We start from the raw sequence: 19,119 nt of genomic DNA on the forward strand, positions 1-19,119 counted from the left end.
AAAGCGGAGGGGCACCGGACGGTGTCCGGTGCCCCTCCGCTCAGGCGGGAGCCGTTACGCCGGGCCGGCGACCACCGCGAGCGGGGTGGTGACCGGGGTGCCGGAGCCGTCGCGGCGCGGGTCGCGCTCGGGCAGGTCGACCGGGGCGCCCTTGGCGGTGGCGGCGCGGGCCGGGGCGGCGCCGACCCAGGCGAAGACCAGGGCGTCCTCGCCGCGCAGGAAGCGCTGGCAGCGCACGCCGCCGGTGGCGCGGCCCTTGCGCGGGTACTGCTCGAACGGGGTGACCTTCCAGGAGGTCTGCTCGCCGCCGGACAGCGTGCCGGAGGCCGTGGCCACCGAGACCACCACCGCGTCGGCCGCCGGGTCCACCGCGGTGAAGGACAGCACCCGCGCGCCGTCCGACAGCTTGATGCCCGCCATGCCGCCCGCCGGGCGGCCCTGCGGGCGGACCTGGCCCGCCGGGTAGCGCAGCAGCTGGGCGTCCGAGGTGACGAAGACCAGGTCCTCCTCGCCGGTGCGCAGTTCGACCGCGCCCACCAGCTCGTCACCCTCCTTGAGGGCGATCACCTCGAACTCGTCCTTGTTCGCGGGCCACTCCGGCACCACCCGCTTCACCACGCCCTGCACGGTGCCCAGCGCCAGGCCCGGCGAGGACTCGTCCAGGGTGGTCAGCGCCAGGACCCGCTCCCCGTCCTCCAGCCGCAGGAACTCGCCCACGGCGGCCCCGCCCGCGAGCGTCGGCGACGGCGTCGGCGGGAGCGCCGGCAGGTCGATCACCGGCAGTCGCAGCACCCGGCCCGCGGACGTCACCACGCCCACGTCCGCCCGGGCCGTCGCGTGCACCGCCGACACGATCACGTCGTGCTTCGCTCGCTTGTCGGACACCTCGAACGGTTCGCCGTCCGCCGTCCGCGCCAGCAGCCCCGTCGAGGACAGCAGCACCCGGCACGGGTCGTCCGCGACCTCCAGGGGCACCGACAGCGCCGCCGAGGGCACCGCGCCGGCCTCCAGCAGCACCGTGCGCCGCTCGGTGCCGAACTGCTTGGACACCGCGCCCAGTTCGGAGGACACGACGCTGCGCAGCTTGGTGTCCGACTCCAGGATCTCGGTCAGGTCCGCGATCTCCGAGGTCAGCTTCTCCTTCTCCTGCTCCAGCTCCACCCGGTCGAAGCGGGTCAGCCGCCGCAGCGGGGTGTCCAGGATGTACGCGGTCTGCGTCTCCGACAGCGAGAAGTGCTCCATCAGGCGTTCCTTCGCCTGCTGCGCGTTGTCACTCGACCGGATGATCGCGATGACCTCGTCGATGTCGAGCAGGGCCACCAGCAGGCCCTCGACCAGGTGCAGGCGCTCCTCGCGCTTGCGGCGGCGGAAGTCGCTGCGCCGGCGCACCACGGTGAAGCGGTGGTCGACGTAGACCTCCAGCAGCTCCTTGAGCCCCAGTGTCAGCGGCTGCCCGTCCACGAGCGCCACGTTGTTGATGCCGAAGGTCTCCTCCATCGGCGTCAGCTTGTACAGCTGCTCCAGCAGCGCCTCCGGCACGAAGCCGTTCTTCACCTCGATGACCAGGCGCAGCCCGTGCTCGCGGTCGGTCAGGTCCTTGACGTCCGCGATGCCCTGGAGCTTCTTCGCGTTGACCAGGTCCTTGATCTTCGAGATGACCTTCTCCGGGCCGACGTTGTACGGCAGCTCGGTGACCACGATGCCCTTGCGGCGGGCCGTCACCGCCTCCACCGTCGTGGTCGCCCGGATCTTGAACGTGCCGCGGCCGGACTCGTACGCGTCCCGGATGCCCGACAGGCCCACGATCCGCCCGCCGGTCGGCAGGTCCGGACCGGGCACGAACCGCATCAGCGTGTCCAGGTCCGCGTTGGGGTGCTTGATCAGGTGCCGGGCCGCGGCCACCACCTCGGACAGGTTGTGCGGCGGCATGTTCGTCGCCATGCCCACCGCGATGCCCGTCGCGCCGTTCACCAGCAGGTTCGGGAACGCGGCCGGCAGCGCCAGCGGCTCCTGCTCGCTGCCGTCGTAGTTGGGGCCGAAGTCGACGGTGTCCTCGTGGATCGACTCCACCATCGCCATCGAGGCGGCCGTCAGCCGCGACTCGGTGTAGCGCATCGCGGCCGGCGGGTCGTCGTTGCCCAGCGAACCGAAGTTGCCGTGCCCGTCGATCAGCGGCAGCCGCATCGAGAACGGCTGCGCCATGCGCACGACCGAGTCGTAGATGGACGCGTCGCCGTGCGGGTGCAGCCGGCCCATCACCTCGCCCACCACGCGGGCGCACTTGACGTGCGCGCGCTCCGGGCGCAGGCCCATCTCGTTGGCCTGGTACAGGATCCGGCGGTGCACCGGCTTCAGGCCGTCCCGTGCGTCGGGCAGCGCACGCGAGTAGATCACCGAGTAGGCGTACTCCAGGAAGGAGCCCTGCATCTCGTCCACGACGTCGACGTCGAGGATCCGCTCCTCGAAGTCTCCGGGCGGCGGGGTCTGCGAACTGCGGCGGGCCATCGCGGCGGGGCTCCCTTACGTGTCGCTGGCTGTGTCTCGGTCGGACGCCGAACCGCCGGGGGCGGTCGTCGGCCGTCTCCGCGCCCTCCTGCCACCGGACCCGTCAACCGGGCGCCGTCGACAGGGCGCGGCGCCCCCATTGTGGACCCTCGCGCCGACAGTCCCGGTCAGCGGCCCTCTTCCGCCCCTGGCGAACGCCCCCGTCCGCGCGGACACGAACGCGGCTCCCGGACGTTGCACCACAATGGGGGACGCCACACGAACCCCGACATCGACGACGGGAAGGACCCGAGCGCATGGCCAACCCGGCCCCCGCCTCCAGCCGAGGCATCGCCATCACCGAGCACCGCCTGGCCAACGGCCTGCGTGTCGTCCTCTCCGAGGACCACCTGACCCCGGTCGCCGCCGTCTGCCTCTGGTACGACGTGGGCTCCCGGCACGAGGTCAAGGGCCGCACCGGCCTCGCCCACCTCTTCGAGCACCTGATGTTCCAGGGCTCGGCCAACGTCTCCAACAACGGGCACTTCGAGCTCGTCCAGGGCGCCGGCGGCTCGCTCAACGGCACCACCAGCTTCGAGCGCACCAACTACTTCGAGACCATGCCCGCCCACCAGCTGGAGCTCGCCCTCTGGCTGGAGGCCGACCGGATGGGCTCGCTGCTCTCCGCGCTCGACGAGACGTCCATGGAGAACCAGCGCGACGTCGTCAAGAACGAGCGCCGCCAGCGCTACGACAACGTCCCGTACGGCACCGCCTTCGAGAAGCTCACGGCCCTGTCGTTCCCCGACGGCCACCCGTACCACCACACCCCGATCGGGTCGATGGCCGACCTCGACGCGGCCACCCTGGAGGACGCCCGCACGTTCTTCCGGACGTACTACGCGCCCAACAACGCCGTCCTCTCCATCGTCGGCGACATCGACCCCGAGCAGACCATCGCATGGGTCGAGAAGTACTTCGGCTCCATCCCGGCGCACGACGGCAAGCAGCCCCCGCGCTCGGGCGAACTCCCCGAGACCATCGGCCGGGAGATCCGCGAGGAGATCCACGAGGACGTCCCCTCCCGCGCCCTGATGGCGGCCTACCGCCTGCCGCACGACGGCACCCGCGAGGCCGACGCCGCGGACCTCGCGCTCACCATCCTCGGCAGCGGAGAGTCCAGCCGTCTCTACAACCGGCTGGTGCGCCGCGACCGCACCGCCGTCGCCGCCGGTTTCGGCCTGCTGCGGCTGGCCGGCGCCCCCAGCCTGGGCTGGCTCGACGTGAAGACCTCCGGCGACGCCACCATCGAGCAGATCGGCACCGCCGTCGACGAGGAGCTCGCCCGCTTCGCCGCCGAGGGCCCCACCGCCGAGGAGCTCGAACGCGCGCAGGCCCAGATCGAGCGCGAGTGGCTCGACCGGCTCACCACCGTCGCCGGCCGGGCCGACGAACTGTGCCGCTACGCCGTCCTGTTCGGCGACCCCAAGCTGCTCAACGACGCCCTCCCCAAGGTCCTCGACGTGACCGCCGAGGAGGTCCAGGCCGTCGCCAAGGCCCGGATCCACCCCGACAACCGGGCCGTCCTCGCCTACGAGCCGACCGCCGCCGCCGAGACCGACGCCGACTCCGACGCCGCTTCCGAAGAGGAGGGTGCCGCCGTATGAGCACCGACTACGTCCCCGCCATGACCTTCCACCCGCAGCCCCGGCCGGGCACGCCCAGCCCGTGGGACTTCCCCGCCCCCGAGCGGGCCGCCCTCGGCAACGGCGTCACCGTGCTGCACTGCCACCGGCCCGGCCAGCAACTGGTCGCCGTCGAGGTCCTGCTCGACGCCCCGCTCGCCGCCGAGCCGGAGGGCCTCGACGGCATCGCCGGCATCCTCGCCCGGGCCTTCAGCGAGGGTACCGACACCCTCAGCGCCGAGGAGTTCGCCGCGGAGCTGGAGCGGGCCGGCGCGACCCTCGACGCCCACGCCGACCACCCGTGCATCCGGATCTCCCTGGAGGTCCCCGCCTCCCGGCTCCAGCGCGGTCTGGCCCTGCTCGCGGACGCCCTGCGCGCTCCCGCCCTGCCCGAGGCGGAGATCGAGCGCCTGGTCGCCAACCGGCTGGACGAGATCGTCCACGAGCAGGCCAACCCCGCCCGGCGCGCCGCCAAGGCCCTGTACGCCGAGCTCTTCGACGCCGCCGACCGGCTCTCCCGGCCGCGCGCCGGCACCGCCGACACCGTCAAGTCGATCGACCGCGCGGCCGTCAAGGCCTTCTACGACGCCCACGTGCGTCCCGCGACCAGCACCGTGGTGGTGGTCGGCGACCTCACCGGCGTCGACCTGCCCGCGCTGCTGGAGAGCACGCTCGGCGCCTGGACCGGGACGGCGGCCGAGCCGTCCGTCCACGCGCCGGTCACCGGCGACGACCGCGGCCGCGTCGTCATCGTGGACCGCCCCGGCTCCGTCCAGACCCAGCTGCTGATCGGCCGGATCGGGCCCGACCGCCACGACCCGCTCTGGGCCGCCCAGATCCTCGGCACCTACTGCCTCGGCGGCACCCTCACCTCCCGCCTCGACCGCGTCCTGCGCGAGGAGAAGGGCTACACCTACGGCGTGCGGGCCTTCGCGCAGCCGCTGCGCTCGGCCGCCGACGGCAGCGGACGGGCGATGCTCGCCATCAGCGGCTCGGTGGACACCGCCTCCACCGCCCCCGCGCTGGCCGACACCTGGACCATCCTGCGCACCCTCGCCGCCGAGGGCCTCACCGACGCCGAGCGCGACGAGGCCGTGCAGTTCCTGGTCGGCGTCGCCCCGCTGAAGTACGAGACCGCGGGTTCGGTCGCCGGCACCCTGGCGGACCAGGTCGAGCAGTACCTGCCGGACGACTACCAGGCCGAGGTCTACCGGCAGCTCGCCGAACTGCCCACGGCCGCGGCCACCGCAGCGGTCGTCGCGGCCTTCCCGCCGGACCGCCTGGTCGCCGTCCTGGTCGGTGACGCCGCCGTGATCGGGGACGACGTGCGGGCGCTCGGCATCGGCGAGGTCACCGTCGTCGGCTGACGCCTGCCGAGGGTCCGTCCGGCCCGGTGGAGCACCCGCTCCGCCGGGCCGGACGCGTTGTTAAATCCGTTGCGGGCCGTACGCGTTCCATGGATAGATGTTCCCCGGCGCACGGTACGTGCGAACTGCGACGAAGGAAGGGAGGCGGTCACCATGCGGGTCGAGCGATTCATACGACGACGCTCCCCAAGGCCGTATTCCCCCTGTGTCGTCGCCCCGGGCGCCTGAGCGCCTGAGCGCTTCCTCCTGAACTTCCCCGAGCCGCGCCGGGATTCCTCGCGCGGCAGCTTCCCCACGTGAACTTCCCGACCTCTGGAGGTCGATCGACCATGACGTACACCGAGGTGCCCGGCGTCCGGGTGCCGATCCGGATGTGGACCGACCCCGCGACGGTCGAGGGCCAGGCCCTCCAGCAGCTGCGCAACATCAGCTCCCTGCCGTGGCTGCACGGCCTCGCCGTGATGCCCGACGTCCACCTGGGCAAGGGCGCCACCGTCGGCTCCGTCATCGCCATGAAGGACGCCGTCTGCCCGGCGGCGGTCGGCGTCGACATCGGCTGCGGGATGAGCGCGGTGAAGACCTCGCTCACCGCCGAGGACCTCCCGGACGACCTCTCCGGCCTGCGCCGCGAGATCGAGCGGGCGATCCCGGTCGGCCGCGGCCTGCACACCGACCCGGTCGACCCGACCGGGCTGCACGGCTTCCGGGCGGCGGGTTGGGACGACTTCTGGCAGCGCTTCGACGGCATCGCGGAGGACGTCAAGTGGCGCCGCGAGCGGGCGATGCAGCAGATGGCCACGCTCGGCGGAGGAAATCACTTCATAGAACTGTGCATTGATACGACCGGCGCGGTCTGGTTGATGCTGCACTCCGGCTCCCGCAACATCGGCAAGGAGCTGGCGGAGCACCACATGGGCATCGCCCGCTCACTGCCGCACAACCAGGGCCTGATAGACCAGGACCTGGCCGTCTTCCTGGCGAAGACCCCGGAGATGGCGGCCTACCGCCAGGACCTCTTCTGGGCGCAGGAGTACGCCAAGAACAACCGCGCGGTGATGATGGCGCTCTTCCAGGGCGTCGTCCGGCGGGAGTTCACCAAGGCGGAGGTCACCTTCGACGAGGTCATCAGCTGCCACCACAACTACGTGGCGGAGGAGCGGTACGACGGTGTCGACGTGCTGGTGACGCGCAAGGGCGCGATCCGGGCTGGCTCCGGGGACCTCGGGATCATCCCCGGGTCGATGGGGACGGGTTCCTACATCGTCCGCGGCCTGGGCAACGCGGCGTCGTTCAACTCCGCCTCGCACGGGGCCGGCCGCAAGATGAGCCGCAACGCCGCGAAGAAGCGCTTCACCACCCAGGACCTGGTCGAGCAGACCAAGGGCGTGGAGTGCCGCAAGGACGGCGGCGTGGTGGACGAGATCCCGGGCGCCTACAAGAACATCGAGAAGGTCATCGAGCAGCAGAAGGACCTCGTCGAGGTGGTCGCGCACCTCAAGCAGGTCGTCTGCGTTAAGGGCTGAGTCGTCTGCGTCAAGGGCTGACCGGGCCGGCCGTGCCCGGGCGCGGCCGGAAAACCGATCGGGGTGCCGCCGGAGATCCGGCGGCACCCCGATCGGGTGGCTGTGAGGCGTCAGACGGCGGCGGGGAGCTCGTCGAGGCCCTCGGAGACGAGCTTGGCCAGGCGGTCGAGGGCGTCGTCGGCGTTCTCGGCGTCGGAGGCGAGGATGACCTCGTCGCCGCCCTGGGCACCCAGGCCGAGGAGGCCGAGCATGGAGGCGGCGTTGACCGGGTTGCCGCCCGGCTTGGCGATGGTGATCGGCACGCCGGTGGCCGTGACGGCCCGGACGAAGACGGAGGCGGGACGGGCGTGCAGGCCCTCGGCCCAACCGATGGTGACGCGGCGCTCAGCCATGAGACGTGCCTTTCCGGTGAAGCTGGTCACGGCCGTGCTCAGGGGGAGCGGGGGAAGCGGCCATGTTGTCTAGACCAGTGTTGCACGCAGGCGACCCCTGGGAACCGCCGCGTTCAGGACTTGTGATTGTTTCTTTTCGGGGCATAAACCCCGGTCGATCGCCCTGTCCACCCTGCCGTGAGCACGCGGCAGACGCCATTCGGCTCGCCGCCGGATAACCTGACGAATGTGGAAGACCCCGCGGTGGCGAGCCCCGAGCAACCCGACTATCCGCAGCACTGGGAAGCGGACATCCTGCTGCGTGACGGAGGTACGGCCCGGATCCGGCCGATCACGCCCGCCGACGCCGGACGGCTCGTGGAGTTCTACGAGCAGGTGTCGGACCAGTCCAAGTACTTCCGGTTCTTCGCCCCCTACCCGCGGCTCTCCGACAGGGACGTCCGCCGCTTCACCCACCACGACTTCGTGAACCGGGTCGGCCTCGCGGTGGTGGTCCGGGACCGCTTCATCGCCACCGTCCGCTACGACCGGATCGACGCCGAGGGCCGCCCTTCCGAAACCGGTACCGAGGCCGAGGTCGCCTTCCTGGTGCAGGACGCCCACCAGGGCCGCGGCGTGGCCTCCGCCCTGCTGGAGCACATCGCGGCGGTCGCGCAGGAGCGCGGCATCCGCCGCTTCCAGGCCGAGGTGCTGCCGGAGAACCGCAAGATGGTGAAGGTCTTCACCGACGCCGGCTACACCCAGCGCCGCAGCTTCGCCGACGGCGTGGTGCACCTGGAGTTCGACCTCGAACAGACCGACCGCTCGCTCGCCGTGATGCGCGCCCGCGAGCACCGCGCCGAGGCGCGCTCGGTGCAACGGCTGCTGACCCCGCGCTCGGTGGCGGTGATCGGGGTCTCCCGCACCCCGCAGACCGTCGGCCGGGCCATCCTGCGCGACCTGCTGGGGGACGACGCCCGGGACGACCGCCCGGTGTACGCGGTGAACCGCAACGCCGCGCCCGGCACCGAGCTGGACGGCGTCCCGGTCCACCGTTCGATTCTGGACATTCCCGGACCGGTGGACCTCGCGGTGATCGCCGTCCCCGAGGGCGCCGTCCCGGCCGCCGTCGCCGAGTGCGGCGCCCACGGGGTGCAGGGCCTGGTGGTGGTCACCGCCGGCTACGCGGAGACCGGTCCGGAGGGCCGGGACCGGCAGCGCGCCCTGGTCCGCCAGGCCCGCGCGGCCGGCATGCGGGTGATCGGCCCGAACGCCTTCGGCCTGATCAACACCGACCCGCAGCGCCCGCTGAACGCCTCGCTCGCCCCGCGGCTGCCCGGCCGCGGCGGCTTCGGGATCTTCTGCCAGTCCGGCGCGATCGGCGTGGCCCTGCTGGAGTCCGCCCACAAGCGGGGCCTCGGCGTCTCCTCGTTCGCCTCGGTCGGCAACCGCTCGGACGTCTCCGGGAACGACTTCCTCCAGTACTGGGCGGAGGACGAGGCGACCCAGGTGGTGCTGCTGTACCTGGAGTCCTTCGGCAACCCGCGCAAGTTCACCCGGATCGCCCGCCGGCTGGCCGCCGTCAAGCCGGTCGTGGTCGTCAAGGGCGCCCGGCACACCGGCAGCCTGCCGCCCGGCCACGCCGTCCCCGCCACCGCCACCGGCCTGCGCGACGCCACCGTGGACGCGCTGTTCGAACAGGCGGGCGTCACCCGGGTGTCGACCATCACCGAGCTGTACGACACCGGCGAGCTGCTGGCCCAGCAGCCGCTGCCACCGGGGAACCGGGTAGCCGTGGTCGGCAACTCCGACTCGCTCGGCCTGCTCACCTACGACGCCCTGCTGAGCGCCGGCCTGCGCCCGTGCACACCCGTCGACCTCACCACCGCCGCGACCGGAGAGAACTTCCGGATCGCCCTGGACGTCGCGCTCTCCGACCCGGCCGTGGACGCGGTGATCGCCGTCGCGATCCCGCCGATCGGCACCTCCGCCCACGCCTTCATGGGCGGCCGGCTGACGGGTGAGGACGACCCCGCGATGGGCTCGGACGACCCGGAGATGGCCGCCGCCCTGCTCGACGCCGGTCTCCGTGCCCGGGAGCTGGGCAAGCCGCTGCTGCTCACCCACCTGGCACTGACCGACCTGCCGGCCCGGCTGCGCCCCGGCGGCATCCCCGCGTACGCCGCGCCCGAGCGGGCCGTGAACGCCCTCACCCACGCCGTGCACTACGCGCAGTGGCGCCGCGGCACGGCCGAGGCGGAGGAGACGGCGCGCGTCCCCGAGCTGGACCGGATCGACGAGCCCGGCGCCCGCCGGCTGGTGGAGGCGGCGCTGAGCACCCGGGCGGCGGTCGCCGCGCGCACCCAGCCCGGCGGCGCCCGGATCACCCTGCCCGAGGCCGAGGCGCAGGAGCTGCTGGCCCGCTACGGGATCGACGTCTCGCCGGTGATGCCGGCGCCGGACGAGCGGACGGCCGTCGAGGCGGCCACCGCGCTCGGCTACCCGGTGGCCCTCAAGGCGACCGCCCCGCACCTGCGCCACCGCCCCGACCTGGGCAGCGTCCGGCTGGACTTGCCGGACGAGGCGGTCCTGCGCCGTGCCCACCGGGAGCTGGACGCGCTGCTCGGCGGCGCCACGCAGGCCGAGCTGGTGGTCCAGCGGATGGCGCCGCGCGGCGTGGACACCGTGATCGCCGCGACGGTGGACCCGGCGGTCGGCGCGATCCTCTCCTTCGGGCTGGCCGGCGCACCGGCCGAACTGCTGGGCGACACGGCGCACCGGCTGGTTCCGGCCACCGACCAGGACGTCGCCGGGCTGATCCGGGAGGTGCGGGCGGCGCCGCTGCTGTTCGGCTGGCGCGGCGCCGAGGCGGTGGACACCGACGCGCTGGAGGAGCTGCTGCTGCGGGTGTCGCAACTGGTGGACGACGTTCCGGAGATCGCCTCGGTGGATCTCGAACCGGTGGTCGTGGCCCCGCACGGACTGGCGATCCTGGGGGCGCGGGTCCGGGTCGCACCCCTGCCGGTCCGCAGCGATCTGGGCCCGCGCGCCATGAGCACGCTGTAACCTTCCTTGGTTGCGCCCTGCCCGGGCGCTGTTGTCCGAAGCTCGGCGCCGCGCCGCCCGCTTCGTCGGCGGACCATGCCAGGATGGAGATATGGCGAAGACCGGTACCACCACCACTCAGGACCTGCGCTCGGCGATCGAGCGCAGCGGCTACTACCCGGCCCTGGTGTCCGAGGCGGTCGAGTCCGCGGTGGGCCCGGAGCCGATCAGCTCCTACCTGGTGCACCAGGAGACGACTTTCGACGCCAACGAGGTGCGCCGGCACGTGACGGTGCTGGTGCTCACCCCGACCCGGTTCGTGGTGAGCCACACCGACGAGCAGTCCGGGGCGGAGGGCAGCCCGGCGGTGCCGTTCGCGACGACCTCGACGGAGAGCGTCCGGCTGGACCGGATCGGCTCGGTCGTGGTCAGCCGGATGGTGGCGAACCCGGAGACGTACACCCCGGGCACCCTGCCGCGCGAGGTGGTGCTGACGATCGGCTGGGGCGCGGTGCAGCGCCTGGACCTGGAGCCGGCCGGCTGCTCGGACCCGAACTGCGAGGCCGACCACGGCTACACCGGTTCGGCGACGGCCGACGACCTCTCCCTGCGGGTGAGCGAGGCCGGTGACGGCCCGGAGACGGTGGCCCAGGCGCTGGTATTCGCCCGGGCGCTGTCCGACGCGACGATCAGCAACAGCCCACGGGTCTGAGCTCCGCCGCTTCCGACCGACCGCACCGCTACGAATCCGGTTCCATGTCCTTCGTTCCTGCCGACGGCTACGACGCCTTCGAGATCCTTGACCCGGCCACGGCCCCCGCGCCTCCCTACGGCAGCGGCTCGCTGTCCGACCTGCTGCCCTCGGTGGCGGCGGGACTGGGCGTCCCCGGGTTCACCGCGACGCTCCCGATCGCCCCGGCGGACCGGGTGGTGGTGTTCCTGGTCGACGGCCTGGGCTGGGAGCTGCTGCTGCGCCACCCCGAGTACGCGCCGTTCCTGTCCTCGCTGGTGGGCAGTTCGATGGGCGGCAGCGGCCGTCCGCTGACCGCGGGCTTCCCGTCCACCACCGCGACCTCGCTGGCCTCGGTCGGCACCGGCACTCCGCCGGGCCTGCACGGCCTGGCCGGGTACACGGTGGCGGTGCCGGGCGCCGGGTACCTGATGAACCAGCTGCGCTGGCAGCCGCCGACGGAGCCGCACGCCTGGCAGCCGTACCCGACGGTGTTCGAGCGCGCCCACCAGGCCGGGGTGGCGACCGCGCAGGTCTCCTCCCCGCTGTTCGCCCAGACGCCGCTGACCAGGGTGGCGCTGTCCGGCGGCACCTTCCTCGGCCGCACCACCGGCGAGGAGCGGATGGACCTGGCGGCCTCCTGGCTGGCCGAGCACGACCGGGCGCTGGTGTACACCTACGTCAGCGAGCTGGACGGCGCGGGTCACCGCTTCGGGGTGGACTCGGACGAGTGGCGGATGACGCTGGACGCGGTGGACCGGCTGGCCCGCCGGCTGGCCTCGCAGCTGCCGCCGCGCTCGGCGATGTATGTCACGGCCGACCACGGCATGATCGACGTCGCTCCGGAGGACCGGATCGACTTCGACGAGGACTGGGAGCTGGGCGCCGGCGTCGCGCTGCTCGGCGGCGAGGGCCGGGCCCGGCACGTGTACGCGGTGCCGGGGGCCGCGGCCGACGTGCACACGGTCTGGAGCGAGGTGCTGGGCGACCGGATGTGGGTGGCCACCCGGGACCAGGCGATCGCGGCGGGCTGGTTCGGCCCGGCCGTGGACGAGCGGGTGTACGCCCGGATCGGCGACGTCGTCGCCGCGGCGCGCGACGACATCGCGATCGTGGCCTCCCGCAACGAGCCCGGCGAGTCAGCGATGATCGGTCTGCACGGTTCGATGACCCCGGTCGAGCAGTTCGTGCCGTTGCTCGAAGTCCGCGGCTGAGCCGCTCGCTCGGCTCTTCTGTGCCCGAACTCCCCTGATGTGAAAGGCCCTTGCTCCACCCATGGCTGAACTGGTGTTCTTCTCGGGCACGATGGACTGCGGCAAGTCGACGCTGGCGCTGCAGATGGACCACAACCACACCGCGCGCGGTCGGCAGGGCGTGATCCTCACCCGCAACGACCGGGCGGGCGCGGCGACGATCTCCAGCCGGCTGGGGCTGCGCGCCGACGCGGTCGAGGTGACGGACGACTTCGACTTCCACGCGCACGTGGTGCACCGGCTCTCGGCCGGCGGCCGGGTGGACTACCTGATCTGCGACGAGGCCCAGTTCTTCGCCGCCGAGCAGGTCGACCAGCTGGCCCGGGTGGTGGACGAACTGGACATCGACGTCTACACCTTCGGCATCACCACCGACTTCCGCACCCGGCTGTTCCCCGGCTCGCAGCGGCTGATCGAGCTGGCCGACCGGGTGGAGGTGCTCCAGGTCGAGGCGCTGTGCTGGTGCGGCGCGCGGGCCACCCACAACGCCCGGACGGTCGGCGGGGTGATGGTGGTGGAGGGCGCCCAGGTGGTGATCGGCGACATCTCGGTGGCCCGGGACGAGGTGGGCTACGAGGTGCTGTGCCGCCGCCACCACCGCCGCCGGATGACCGCCGCGACGGCGCGCGCCTCGGTGCTCTCCCCGGACGTGCTGCCCTTCGAGGAGCAGCAGGCCTGAGGGCCCGGTCGGCTCCGGGGCCGCACCTCCGGACCCCGGGGCCGCACCTCAGGGTTCCAGTGCCGCCCTCCGGGCCCCGGGGCCGGGCCTCCGGAACCTAGGGCAGCACCTCCAGGACGGAGAAGTGCCCGCCCTGCGGGTCGGCGAGCCGGGCGGCGCGGCCGCGGGCGGTGTCGTGCGGTTCGACCAGGACCCGGCCGCCGAGTTCGACGGCGTGCCGGGAGGTCAGCGCGGCGTCGCTGACCACGAAGTGGGTGCGCCAGCGCGGCGGGTGGCCGCGCAGTTCGGCGCGGTGCCGGATGCCGGCGACCGGCCGCCCCCGTACCAGCAGCGCGGTCTCGTCCGCGGCGGAGCGGACCGGGCGGTCGAGCACGGCGGAGTAGAAGGCGGCCGCGCCCTCCGCGTCGGGGGTGAGCAGTTCGGCCCAGGCCGGGGCGCCCGGTTCGCGGCCGGCCTCCCGGCCGAGGTGCTCCTCGCCCTGCCAGAGGCCGAAGACCGCGCCGGAGACGTCGGCGGCGATGGCCATCCGTCCGGCGCGCTCGGCCTGGAGGGGCCCGACGGCGACCGTCCCGCCGCACTCGCGGACCAGCTGGGCGGTGCGGTCGGCGTCGTCCACGGCGAAGTAGGTGGTCCACTGCACCGGGAAGCCGGTGGCGGTGGAGACGCCGAGGCCGGCCACCGGCTCCCCGTCGAGCTCGGCCCGGACGTAGTCGCCGAGCTGGCCGGGCCCCGGCGTGTACGTCCAGCCGAGCAGGGCGCCGTAGAAGGCGCGGGCGCCCGGCAGGTCGTCGGTCAGCAGGCTGACCCAGCAGGGCGTGCCCTGGGCCAGTCGGAGTTCCACCGCGGGCAATGCGGGCCTCCTCGTGGGTGGTTGGCGCACGGAAATCCTCGCGCCGCGAGGGTGATGCTTCCACTCTGGCGGGCGCCCAACCCTCGGGCCGCGCGGGAAATCCGGCAAAGACCCCACAAAGAGCGGCGGTTCGGGCGTGTCGCGACGGATTCCGTCGGTTTCCGCCGGTCGGACCGCGGTGGGGGCCGGATGCCCTTCCTCCGGGGCCGTGCTGCGCGACAATGGCCGCCATGACCACCACCTACAACGACGGTTCCCCGCTGATCTCCGCGGAAGGCCTGCGGGAGGCGCTGGCCTCCGAGCTGCCGCCGGTGCTGCTGGATGTGCGCTACCAGCTGGTCGGTGCCGCGCCGGGCGGCCCGACCGCGGCCGAGGAGTACCGGGCCGGTCACCTGCCCGGTGCCCACTTCGTCGAGCTGGACCGGGACCTCGCGGCCGCGCCCGGGGCCCCGGGCCGGGGCGGGCGCCACCCGCTGCCGGACCCGGAGGAGTTCGGCGCGGCGATGCGCCGCTTCGGGGTGAGCGCCGGGCGCCCGGTCGTGGTGTACGACGGCGCCGCCTCGATGGCGGCGGCCCGGGCCTGGTGGCTGCTGCGCTGGGCCGGGCACCGGGACGTCCGGGTGCTGGACGGCGGCTTCGCGGCCTGGCGGGAGGCCGGGCTGCCGGTGACGGCCGAGCAACCGGAGCCGGGGCAGGGCGACTTCGAGCCGGTGCCGGGGCAGCTGCCGACGGTGGACGCGGACGGTGCCGCGGCCTGGGCGCGCGGCGGCCTGCTGCTGGACGCCCGGTCCGGGGAGCGCTACCGGGGCGAGACCGAGCCGGTGGATCCGCGGGCCGGGCACATCCCGGGTGCGGTCTCGGCGCCGACGGCCGGGAACGTGGGCCCGGACGGCCGGTTCCGGCCGGCCGCCGAGCTGGCCGCCCGGTTCCGGGAGCTGGGCGCGGGGGAGCGGGAGACGGCGGTGTACTGCGGCTCGGGCGTGACGGCGGCGCACCAGATCCTGGCGCTGGAGGTGGCGGGACTGCCGGCCGTGCTGTACCCGGGCTCGTGGAGCGAGTGGTCGAGCGACGAGGCGCGGCCGGTGGCGGTCACCGGACAGCCGGGCTGATCGCCGGGGTGCGCGGAAGGGGCGGGAGGCCCGGCCTCCCGCCCCTTCCGCGCACGGCGTTCGCTACTCCTGCTTCTTGCGCCGGCTGCCGAAGACGATCTCGTCCCAGCTGGGCACGGTGGCCCGGCGCCCGGGCCGGACGCCGTCGGCCTCGGCCTGCCGGTCGGTGGTGCCGACCAGCCGCTCGCGGTGCGGGGCGACGGCGCGCGGCATCAGGATGTCGGCGTAGGCGGAGCCCGCGCCGACCGCGGGGGCGGCGGCCGCCGCGGCGGACTCCTCGCCCTCCTCGGAGATCTCGGCGGGCACCGGCTCGACCGGGGCGGGGGCGCCGACGGCGAGGTCGCCGCGGAAGGCCGGGACCACGTCGAGCAGGCTGGTCAGCGAGTCCCGGGACTCGGCCGTGGCCTCCCGCGACTCGCGGACCTCGCGCGCCGACATGATGCGGTCGGCCGAGGGCCGGTCGATCATCGGGCGGGGCGGCCGGTCCTGGGGGAGCCGGGCGATCCGCGGGATGAACGGGAAGACCGACTCCTCCTCGCGCTCGACGTTCTCGCCGATCAGCGCGCGGGCCTCGTCGTCGTTGGGCTGGACCAGGCGCCGGGGCGGGTCGTACGTCCAGGAGGCGCTGCGGCCCTCGCCGTCGGCCCGGTAGGAGAGGATGACCTCCCAGGTGCCGTCGTCGCGCCGCCAGGAGTCCCAGCGCTCGGTGTCCTTCTCGGCGCCGCGCAGCGCGAGCCGCTCGGCCACGGCCTCGCCGAGCTGGGGGCCGGGGGACTCGCCGTTGCGGCGGATGGCGGTCTTGCGGGCGCGCTCGGCCATGAAGGCGCGTTCGGCGAGCACAGGGCCCTCGAAGCGGCGGACGCGGTCGACGGAGATCCCGGCGGCCTGGGCGACCTCCTCGGCGGAGGCACCGGCTCGTATCCGGGCCTGGATGTCCCGGGGGCGCAGGTGGCTCTCGACCTCGATCTCGATCTGGCCGAGGCGCGGCCGGTCGCCGCGGATGGCGGCGCGCAACCGCTCGTCGATGGGAAGGGTGTACTCCGTGCTGTCGGCAGCCTTGAGCACCAGCCGTGTGCCGTCGTTGCTGACGGCCACAACCCGCAGTTCGGGCACGGTTACCTCCCGGGTGGTGCCTGCCGACGTCACCTGCGTCGCTGCTCCCGTACTGAGTGTGGCCTGCCCACTCGCGACTGGCCACAACCTTGCTGAGTTCCCCGGCGTGTCGGGCTTACGCCCGTGCACGCCGCTGTGGCACGGTTGCCTTTTTGCCACGCCATCCGTCGACGTCGCGCCTGGGTGTCCCGGCCGTCCTCGCACGCGCAGTGAACGCGACGATCCGGGACGGGCGTCGCCGTGCGTGCCCGCTCCGTGGCTCCTCGTCAAGCTACCGGTGTAGACGTAGTCGACAAGTCGACCCAAGGCTCGGGCTTTACGAACAGTACTCCATTCGTGGCATCCAGAGGGGCGGCTCGCCGCTCAAGTCTCCCGCGATTCACGGGAATCTCAAGAGCGCGCTCCCCCGATGGCGGACCACCGCCGGATGAACGGTGATCATCTTCACACAATCCGGGCGCCGAGAACCGCATTTTCGTCCCTTGTGTCCTTCTTTGGGCAAGATGGAGTCTCTTGTACGAAGAACAGTCGCGTGGACCAGAGGGATGTTGATGCCGGAGCGGAGCGCCGTCGAGGAGGGCGGAAAGGCCAAGGAGGAGCGCAGGCGCATCGATCTGAGTGTGGCTCAGGTCGCGGCGAGTGCGCTGGCCACGGTGGTGGGTGCGCTGTTGGCCTCCGAACTGGGCGTGTACGGCACGATCCTGGGCGCCGCGGTGGTGAGCATCGGGGCGACCACCGGCGGCGCGGTGTTCCAGCACATCTTCAAACGGACCGGCGAGCAGCTGCGCGAAGCGGTGGACCGGGGGCCGAACCAGACCGCCAACACCCTGCGCCAGGTGCCGGTGGAGACCGAGCCGCCCGGGACGCAGCCGCCGGTGATCACCTCGGAGTGGAACGAACCGCAGGTCGTCCGGGCGCGTCGGCGGTGGGGCTGGAAGACGTACGCGGCGGTGTCCGGGCTGGTCTTCGTGCTGGCGATGACGCCGATCCTGGCGTTCGAACTGGCCACCGGGCAGCCGGTGTCGGCGACGGTCAAGGGCGGCTCCGGCAACGGCACGTCCTTCGGCGGCTCGGTGACGCCCAAGTCGGCCCCGCCGAAGGACGCCCCGGCGGACCGGCCGTCGCCGGGCGGCAAGCAGGGGCAGGACACCGTGCCGTCCGGCGGGGCCTCGGCTCCGGCGACCACCCGGCCGAGCCGGGAGCCGGGCGGCACGCCGGGCACCGGTGCGGGGACGGCCTCGCCCTCGGCGGGCCCGAGCGCGACCCCGACGGCCGGCGCCTCCCCGTCGACGGGCGGCGGCAAGCCCACCGGCGGGGCCTCCCCGCAGCCGCCGGCGCCGAACGACGCGCCGGCGAACGAGCCCGCGAGGGAACAGGTGAAGGAACCGGCGAAGGTGCCGCCGGCCGACGGGACGTCCCAGGGGTAGACCCTAGGCGCCCAGCACCCGGCGCAGGTAGTCGTTGCCGAACACCCGCTGCGGGTCGACCTCGTCGCGCAGCGCGGTGAAGTCGCCGAAGTGCGGATAGACGCCGGCCAGGTACCCGGCGTCCCGGGTGTGCAGCTTGCCCCAGTGCGGCCGCCCCTGATGGGCGGTCATCAGCTGTTCGACGCCGTCGAAGTAGCCCTGGTCGGCGGTGCCCCGGTAGAGGTGGACGGCGATGTAGGCGCTGTCCCGGCCGGAGGCGGTGGAGAGCCAGAGGTCGTCGGCGGGGGCGAAGCGCACCTCGACCGGGAAGCCGACCTTCCAGTCGGAGCGCTCCACCAGGGCCTTCAGCTCGCGCAGCACCTCGCCGACGGCCGCGCGCGGCACCGCGTACTCCATCTCCACGAAGCGGACCTTGCGCGGGCTGGTGAACACCTTGTACGCGGTGTCGGTGAAGCTGCGCTCGGACCAGGCCCGGCTGGCCAGCGAGGCGATCGAGGGGATCGAGCCGGGGAAGCGCCGGCCGATCCGGCAGGCGCCCTCCCAGACGGTGTTGGAGAGGAAGTCGTCCTCCAGCCACTCCTTGAACCGGGGCAGCGGGGCGGCCGGGCCCTGGCTGCGGTTGTTGCGCTTGGTGGCGCAGCGGTCGGTGTGCGGGAACCAGTAGAACTCGAAGTGCTCGTTGACGGCGGTGAGGTCGTCCAGGCGCTCCAGCACCTCCTCGAAGCCCATCGGCTGCTCGTGCGCGGTGAGCAGGAAGGCCGGCTCGACGCCGAAGGTGAGCGCGGTGATCACGCCGAGGGCGCCGAGGCCGAGCCGGGCGCCCTGGAAGAGCCGGGGGTTCTCGGTGGGGGAGCAGTGCCGGACGGTGCCGTCGGCGAGGACGATCTCCAGCGCGCGGATCTGGGCGGCCAGCGAGCCGGAGTCCCGGCCGGTGCCGTGGGTGCCGGTGCTGGTGGCGCCGGCCACGGTCTGGACCTCGATGTCGCCCATGTTCGTCAGCGAGAGGCCCTCGGCGGCGAGGACGCGGTTGAGCCGGTGCAGCGGGAGCCCGGACTCGACGGTGATGGTGCCGGCCGCGCGGTCGATCCCGCGGACGGCGGTGAGCGCGTGCGGGCGGATCTGGACGCCGTCGCCGGCCGAGGCGATCGAGGTGAAGGAGTGGCCGGAGCCGACGGCCTTGACGGTGCGGCCCTGTTCGGCGGCGCGCAGGATCTCCTTGGCCAGCTCCTCCGCGGTGCCGGGGGCGGCGGCCCGGGCGGGCCGGGCGCTCTGGTTGCCGGCCCAGTTGGTCCACCGGGTGGGGGTCGCGGTACTGGCCTGGGGCATTGCGCTGCCTCCTGCTCCGTGGCCGAACGAGTCGGCGCGGTCCGGGGCGGCGCGGCCGCCCTTAGGACCTGTCCCATGGATTCCCGCCTGATCCGGCAAATCCGAGAGACAGGCCCTACCCACAGGTAGCCCCGTGGGTAGGGCGAGAGATTAGTCA

Annotated in this window: 14 protein-coding genes; 9 read left to right on the forward strand and 5 right to left on the reverse strand. The window is 73.4% G+C overall.

Annotated elements, in window-relative coordinates:
- Positions 1–54 precede the first annotated feature (54 nt).
- A complete protein-coding gene (locus ACWD4P_RS05550; protein WP_359817488.1) occupies positions 55–2,505 on the reverse strand; it encodes a DNA gyrase/topoisomerase IV subunit A in 2,451 nt (816 codons plus the stop codon).
- Between the two features lie 296 nt (positions 2,506–2,801).
- Here ACWD4P_RS05550 and ACWD4P_RS05555 point away from each other — a divergent pair, with 296 nt between their 5' ends.
- The 3 genes from ACWD4P_RS05555 to ACWD4P_RS05565 all read left to right on the forward strand — a co-directional run bounded on the left by ACWD4P_RS05555 (position 2,802) and on the right by ACWD4P_RS05565 (position 7,059).
- Entirely contained in the window at positions 2,802–4,151 is a 1,350-nt protein-coding gene (locus ACWD4P_RS05555; protein WP_449778640.1) for a M16 family metallopeptidase, read from the forward strand.
- Between the two features lie 20 nt (positions 4,152–4,171).
- Positions 4,172–5,536 (forward strand): M16 family metallopeptidase, encoded by a 1,365-nt coding sequence (locus tag ACWD4P_RS05560; RefSeq protein WP_359817517.1) that lies wholly within the window; start codon positions 4,172–4,174, stop codon positions 5,534–5,536.
- Positions 5,537–5,865: 329 nt separating this feature from the next.
- A complete protein-coding gene (locus ACWD4P_RS05565) occupies positions 5,866–7,059 on the forward strand; it encodes an RtcB family protein (RefSeq protein WP_449778641.1) in 1,194 nt (397 codons plus the stop codon).
- Between the two features lie 110 nt (positions 7,060–7,169).
- Here the strand turns inward: ACWD4P_RS05565 and ACWD4P_RS05570 are convergent, their stop codons facing one another.
- On the reverse strand, positions 7,170–7,451 hold the full coding sequence (locus tag ACWD4P_RS05570; protein WP_359817494.1) for an HPr family phosphocarrier protein: 282 nt from the start codon (positions 7,449–7,451) through the stop codon (positions 7,170–7,172).
- A 228-nt stretch (positions 7,452–7,679) separates the two neighbouring features.
- Between ACWD4P_RS05570 and ACWD4P_RS05575 the strand changes: the two genes are divergently transcribed.
- From ACWD4P_RS05575 to ACWD4P_RS05590, 4 genes are all read left to right on the forward strand, one after another.
- Positions 7,680–10,496 (forward strand): bifunctional acetate--CoA ligase family protein/GNAT family N-acetyltransferase, encoded by a 2,817-nt coding sequence (locus ACWD4P_RS05575; RefSeq protein WP_449778642.1) that lies wholly within the window; start codon positions 7,680–7,682, stop codon positions 10,494–10,496.
- Between the two features lie 91 nt (positions 10,497–10,587).
- Entirely contained in the window at positions 10,588–11,187 is a 600-nt protein-coding gene (locus ACWD4P_RS05580; RefSeq protein WP_359817498.1) for a DUF5998 family protein, read from the forward strand.
- Between the two features lie 44 nt (positions 11,188–11,231).
- Positions 11,232–12,419 (forward strand): alkaline phosphatase family protein, encoded by a 1,188-nt coding sequence (locus ACWD4P_RS05585; RefSeq protein WP_449778643.1) that lies wholly within the window; start codon positions 11,232–11,234, stop codon positions 12,417–12,419.
- A gap of 61 nt (positions 12,420–12,480) precedes the next feature.
- Positions 12,481–13,137, forward strand: a complete 657-nt coding sequence (locus ACWD4P_RS05590; RefSeq protein ID WP_359817502.1) for a thymidine kinase — start codon at positions 12,481–12,483, stop codon at positions 13,135–13,137.
- A 97-nt stretch (positions 13,138–13,234) separates the two neighbouring features.
- Here ACWD4P_RS05590 and ACWD4P_RS05595 read toward each other — a convergent pair whose 3' ends face one another.
- On the reverse strand, positions 13,235–13,978 hold the full coding sequence (locus ACWD4P_RS05595; protein WP_359817519.1) for a VOC family protein: 744 nt from the start codon (positions 13,976–13,978) through the stop codon (positions 13,235–13,237).
- Between the two features lie 239 nt (positions 13,979–14,217).
- On the opposite strand from ACWD4P_RS05595, the gene ACWD4P_RS05600 reads away from it, so the two are divergent.
- Entirely contained in the window at positions 14,218–15,096 is an 879-nt protein-coding gene (locus ACWD4P_RS05600) for a sulfurtransferase (RefSeq protein WP_449778644.1), read from the forward strand.
- A 63-nt stretch (positions 15,097–15,159) separates the two neighbouring features.
- On the opposite strand, the gene sepH is transcribed toward ACWD4P_RS05600, so the two are convergent.
- The gene (gene sepH / locus ACWD4P_RS05605) at positions 15,160–16,242 is read right to left on the reverse strand and encodes a septation protein SepH (protein WP_359817505.1); all 1,083 of its coding nucleotides are present in this window, start codon (positions 16,240–16,242) and stop codon (positions 15,160–15,162) included.
- Between the two features lie 518 nt (positions 16,243–16,760).
- On the opposite strand from sepH, the gene ACWD4P_RS05610 reads away from it, so the two are divergent.
- Entirely contained in the window at positions 16,761–17,636 is an 876-nt protein-coding gene (locus ACWD4P_RS05610; protein WP_449778645.1) for a hypothetical protein, read from the forward strand.
- Between the two features lie 3 nt (positions 17,637–17,639).
- Here the strand turns inward: ACWD4P_RS05610 and ACWD4P_RS05615 are convergent, their stop codons facing one another.
- On the reverse strand, positions 17,640–18,962 hold the full coding sequence (locus ACWD4P_RS05615) for a D-arabinono-1,4-lactone oxidase (RefSeq protein ID WP_449778646.1): 1,323 nt from the start codon (positions 18,960–18,962) through the stop codon (positions 17,640–17,642).
- Positions 18,963–19,119 lie beyond the last annotated feature (157 nt).

The sequence above is a fragment of the Kitasatospora sp. NPDC002543 genome (assembly GCF_053594915.1).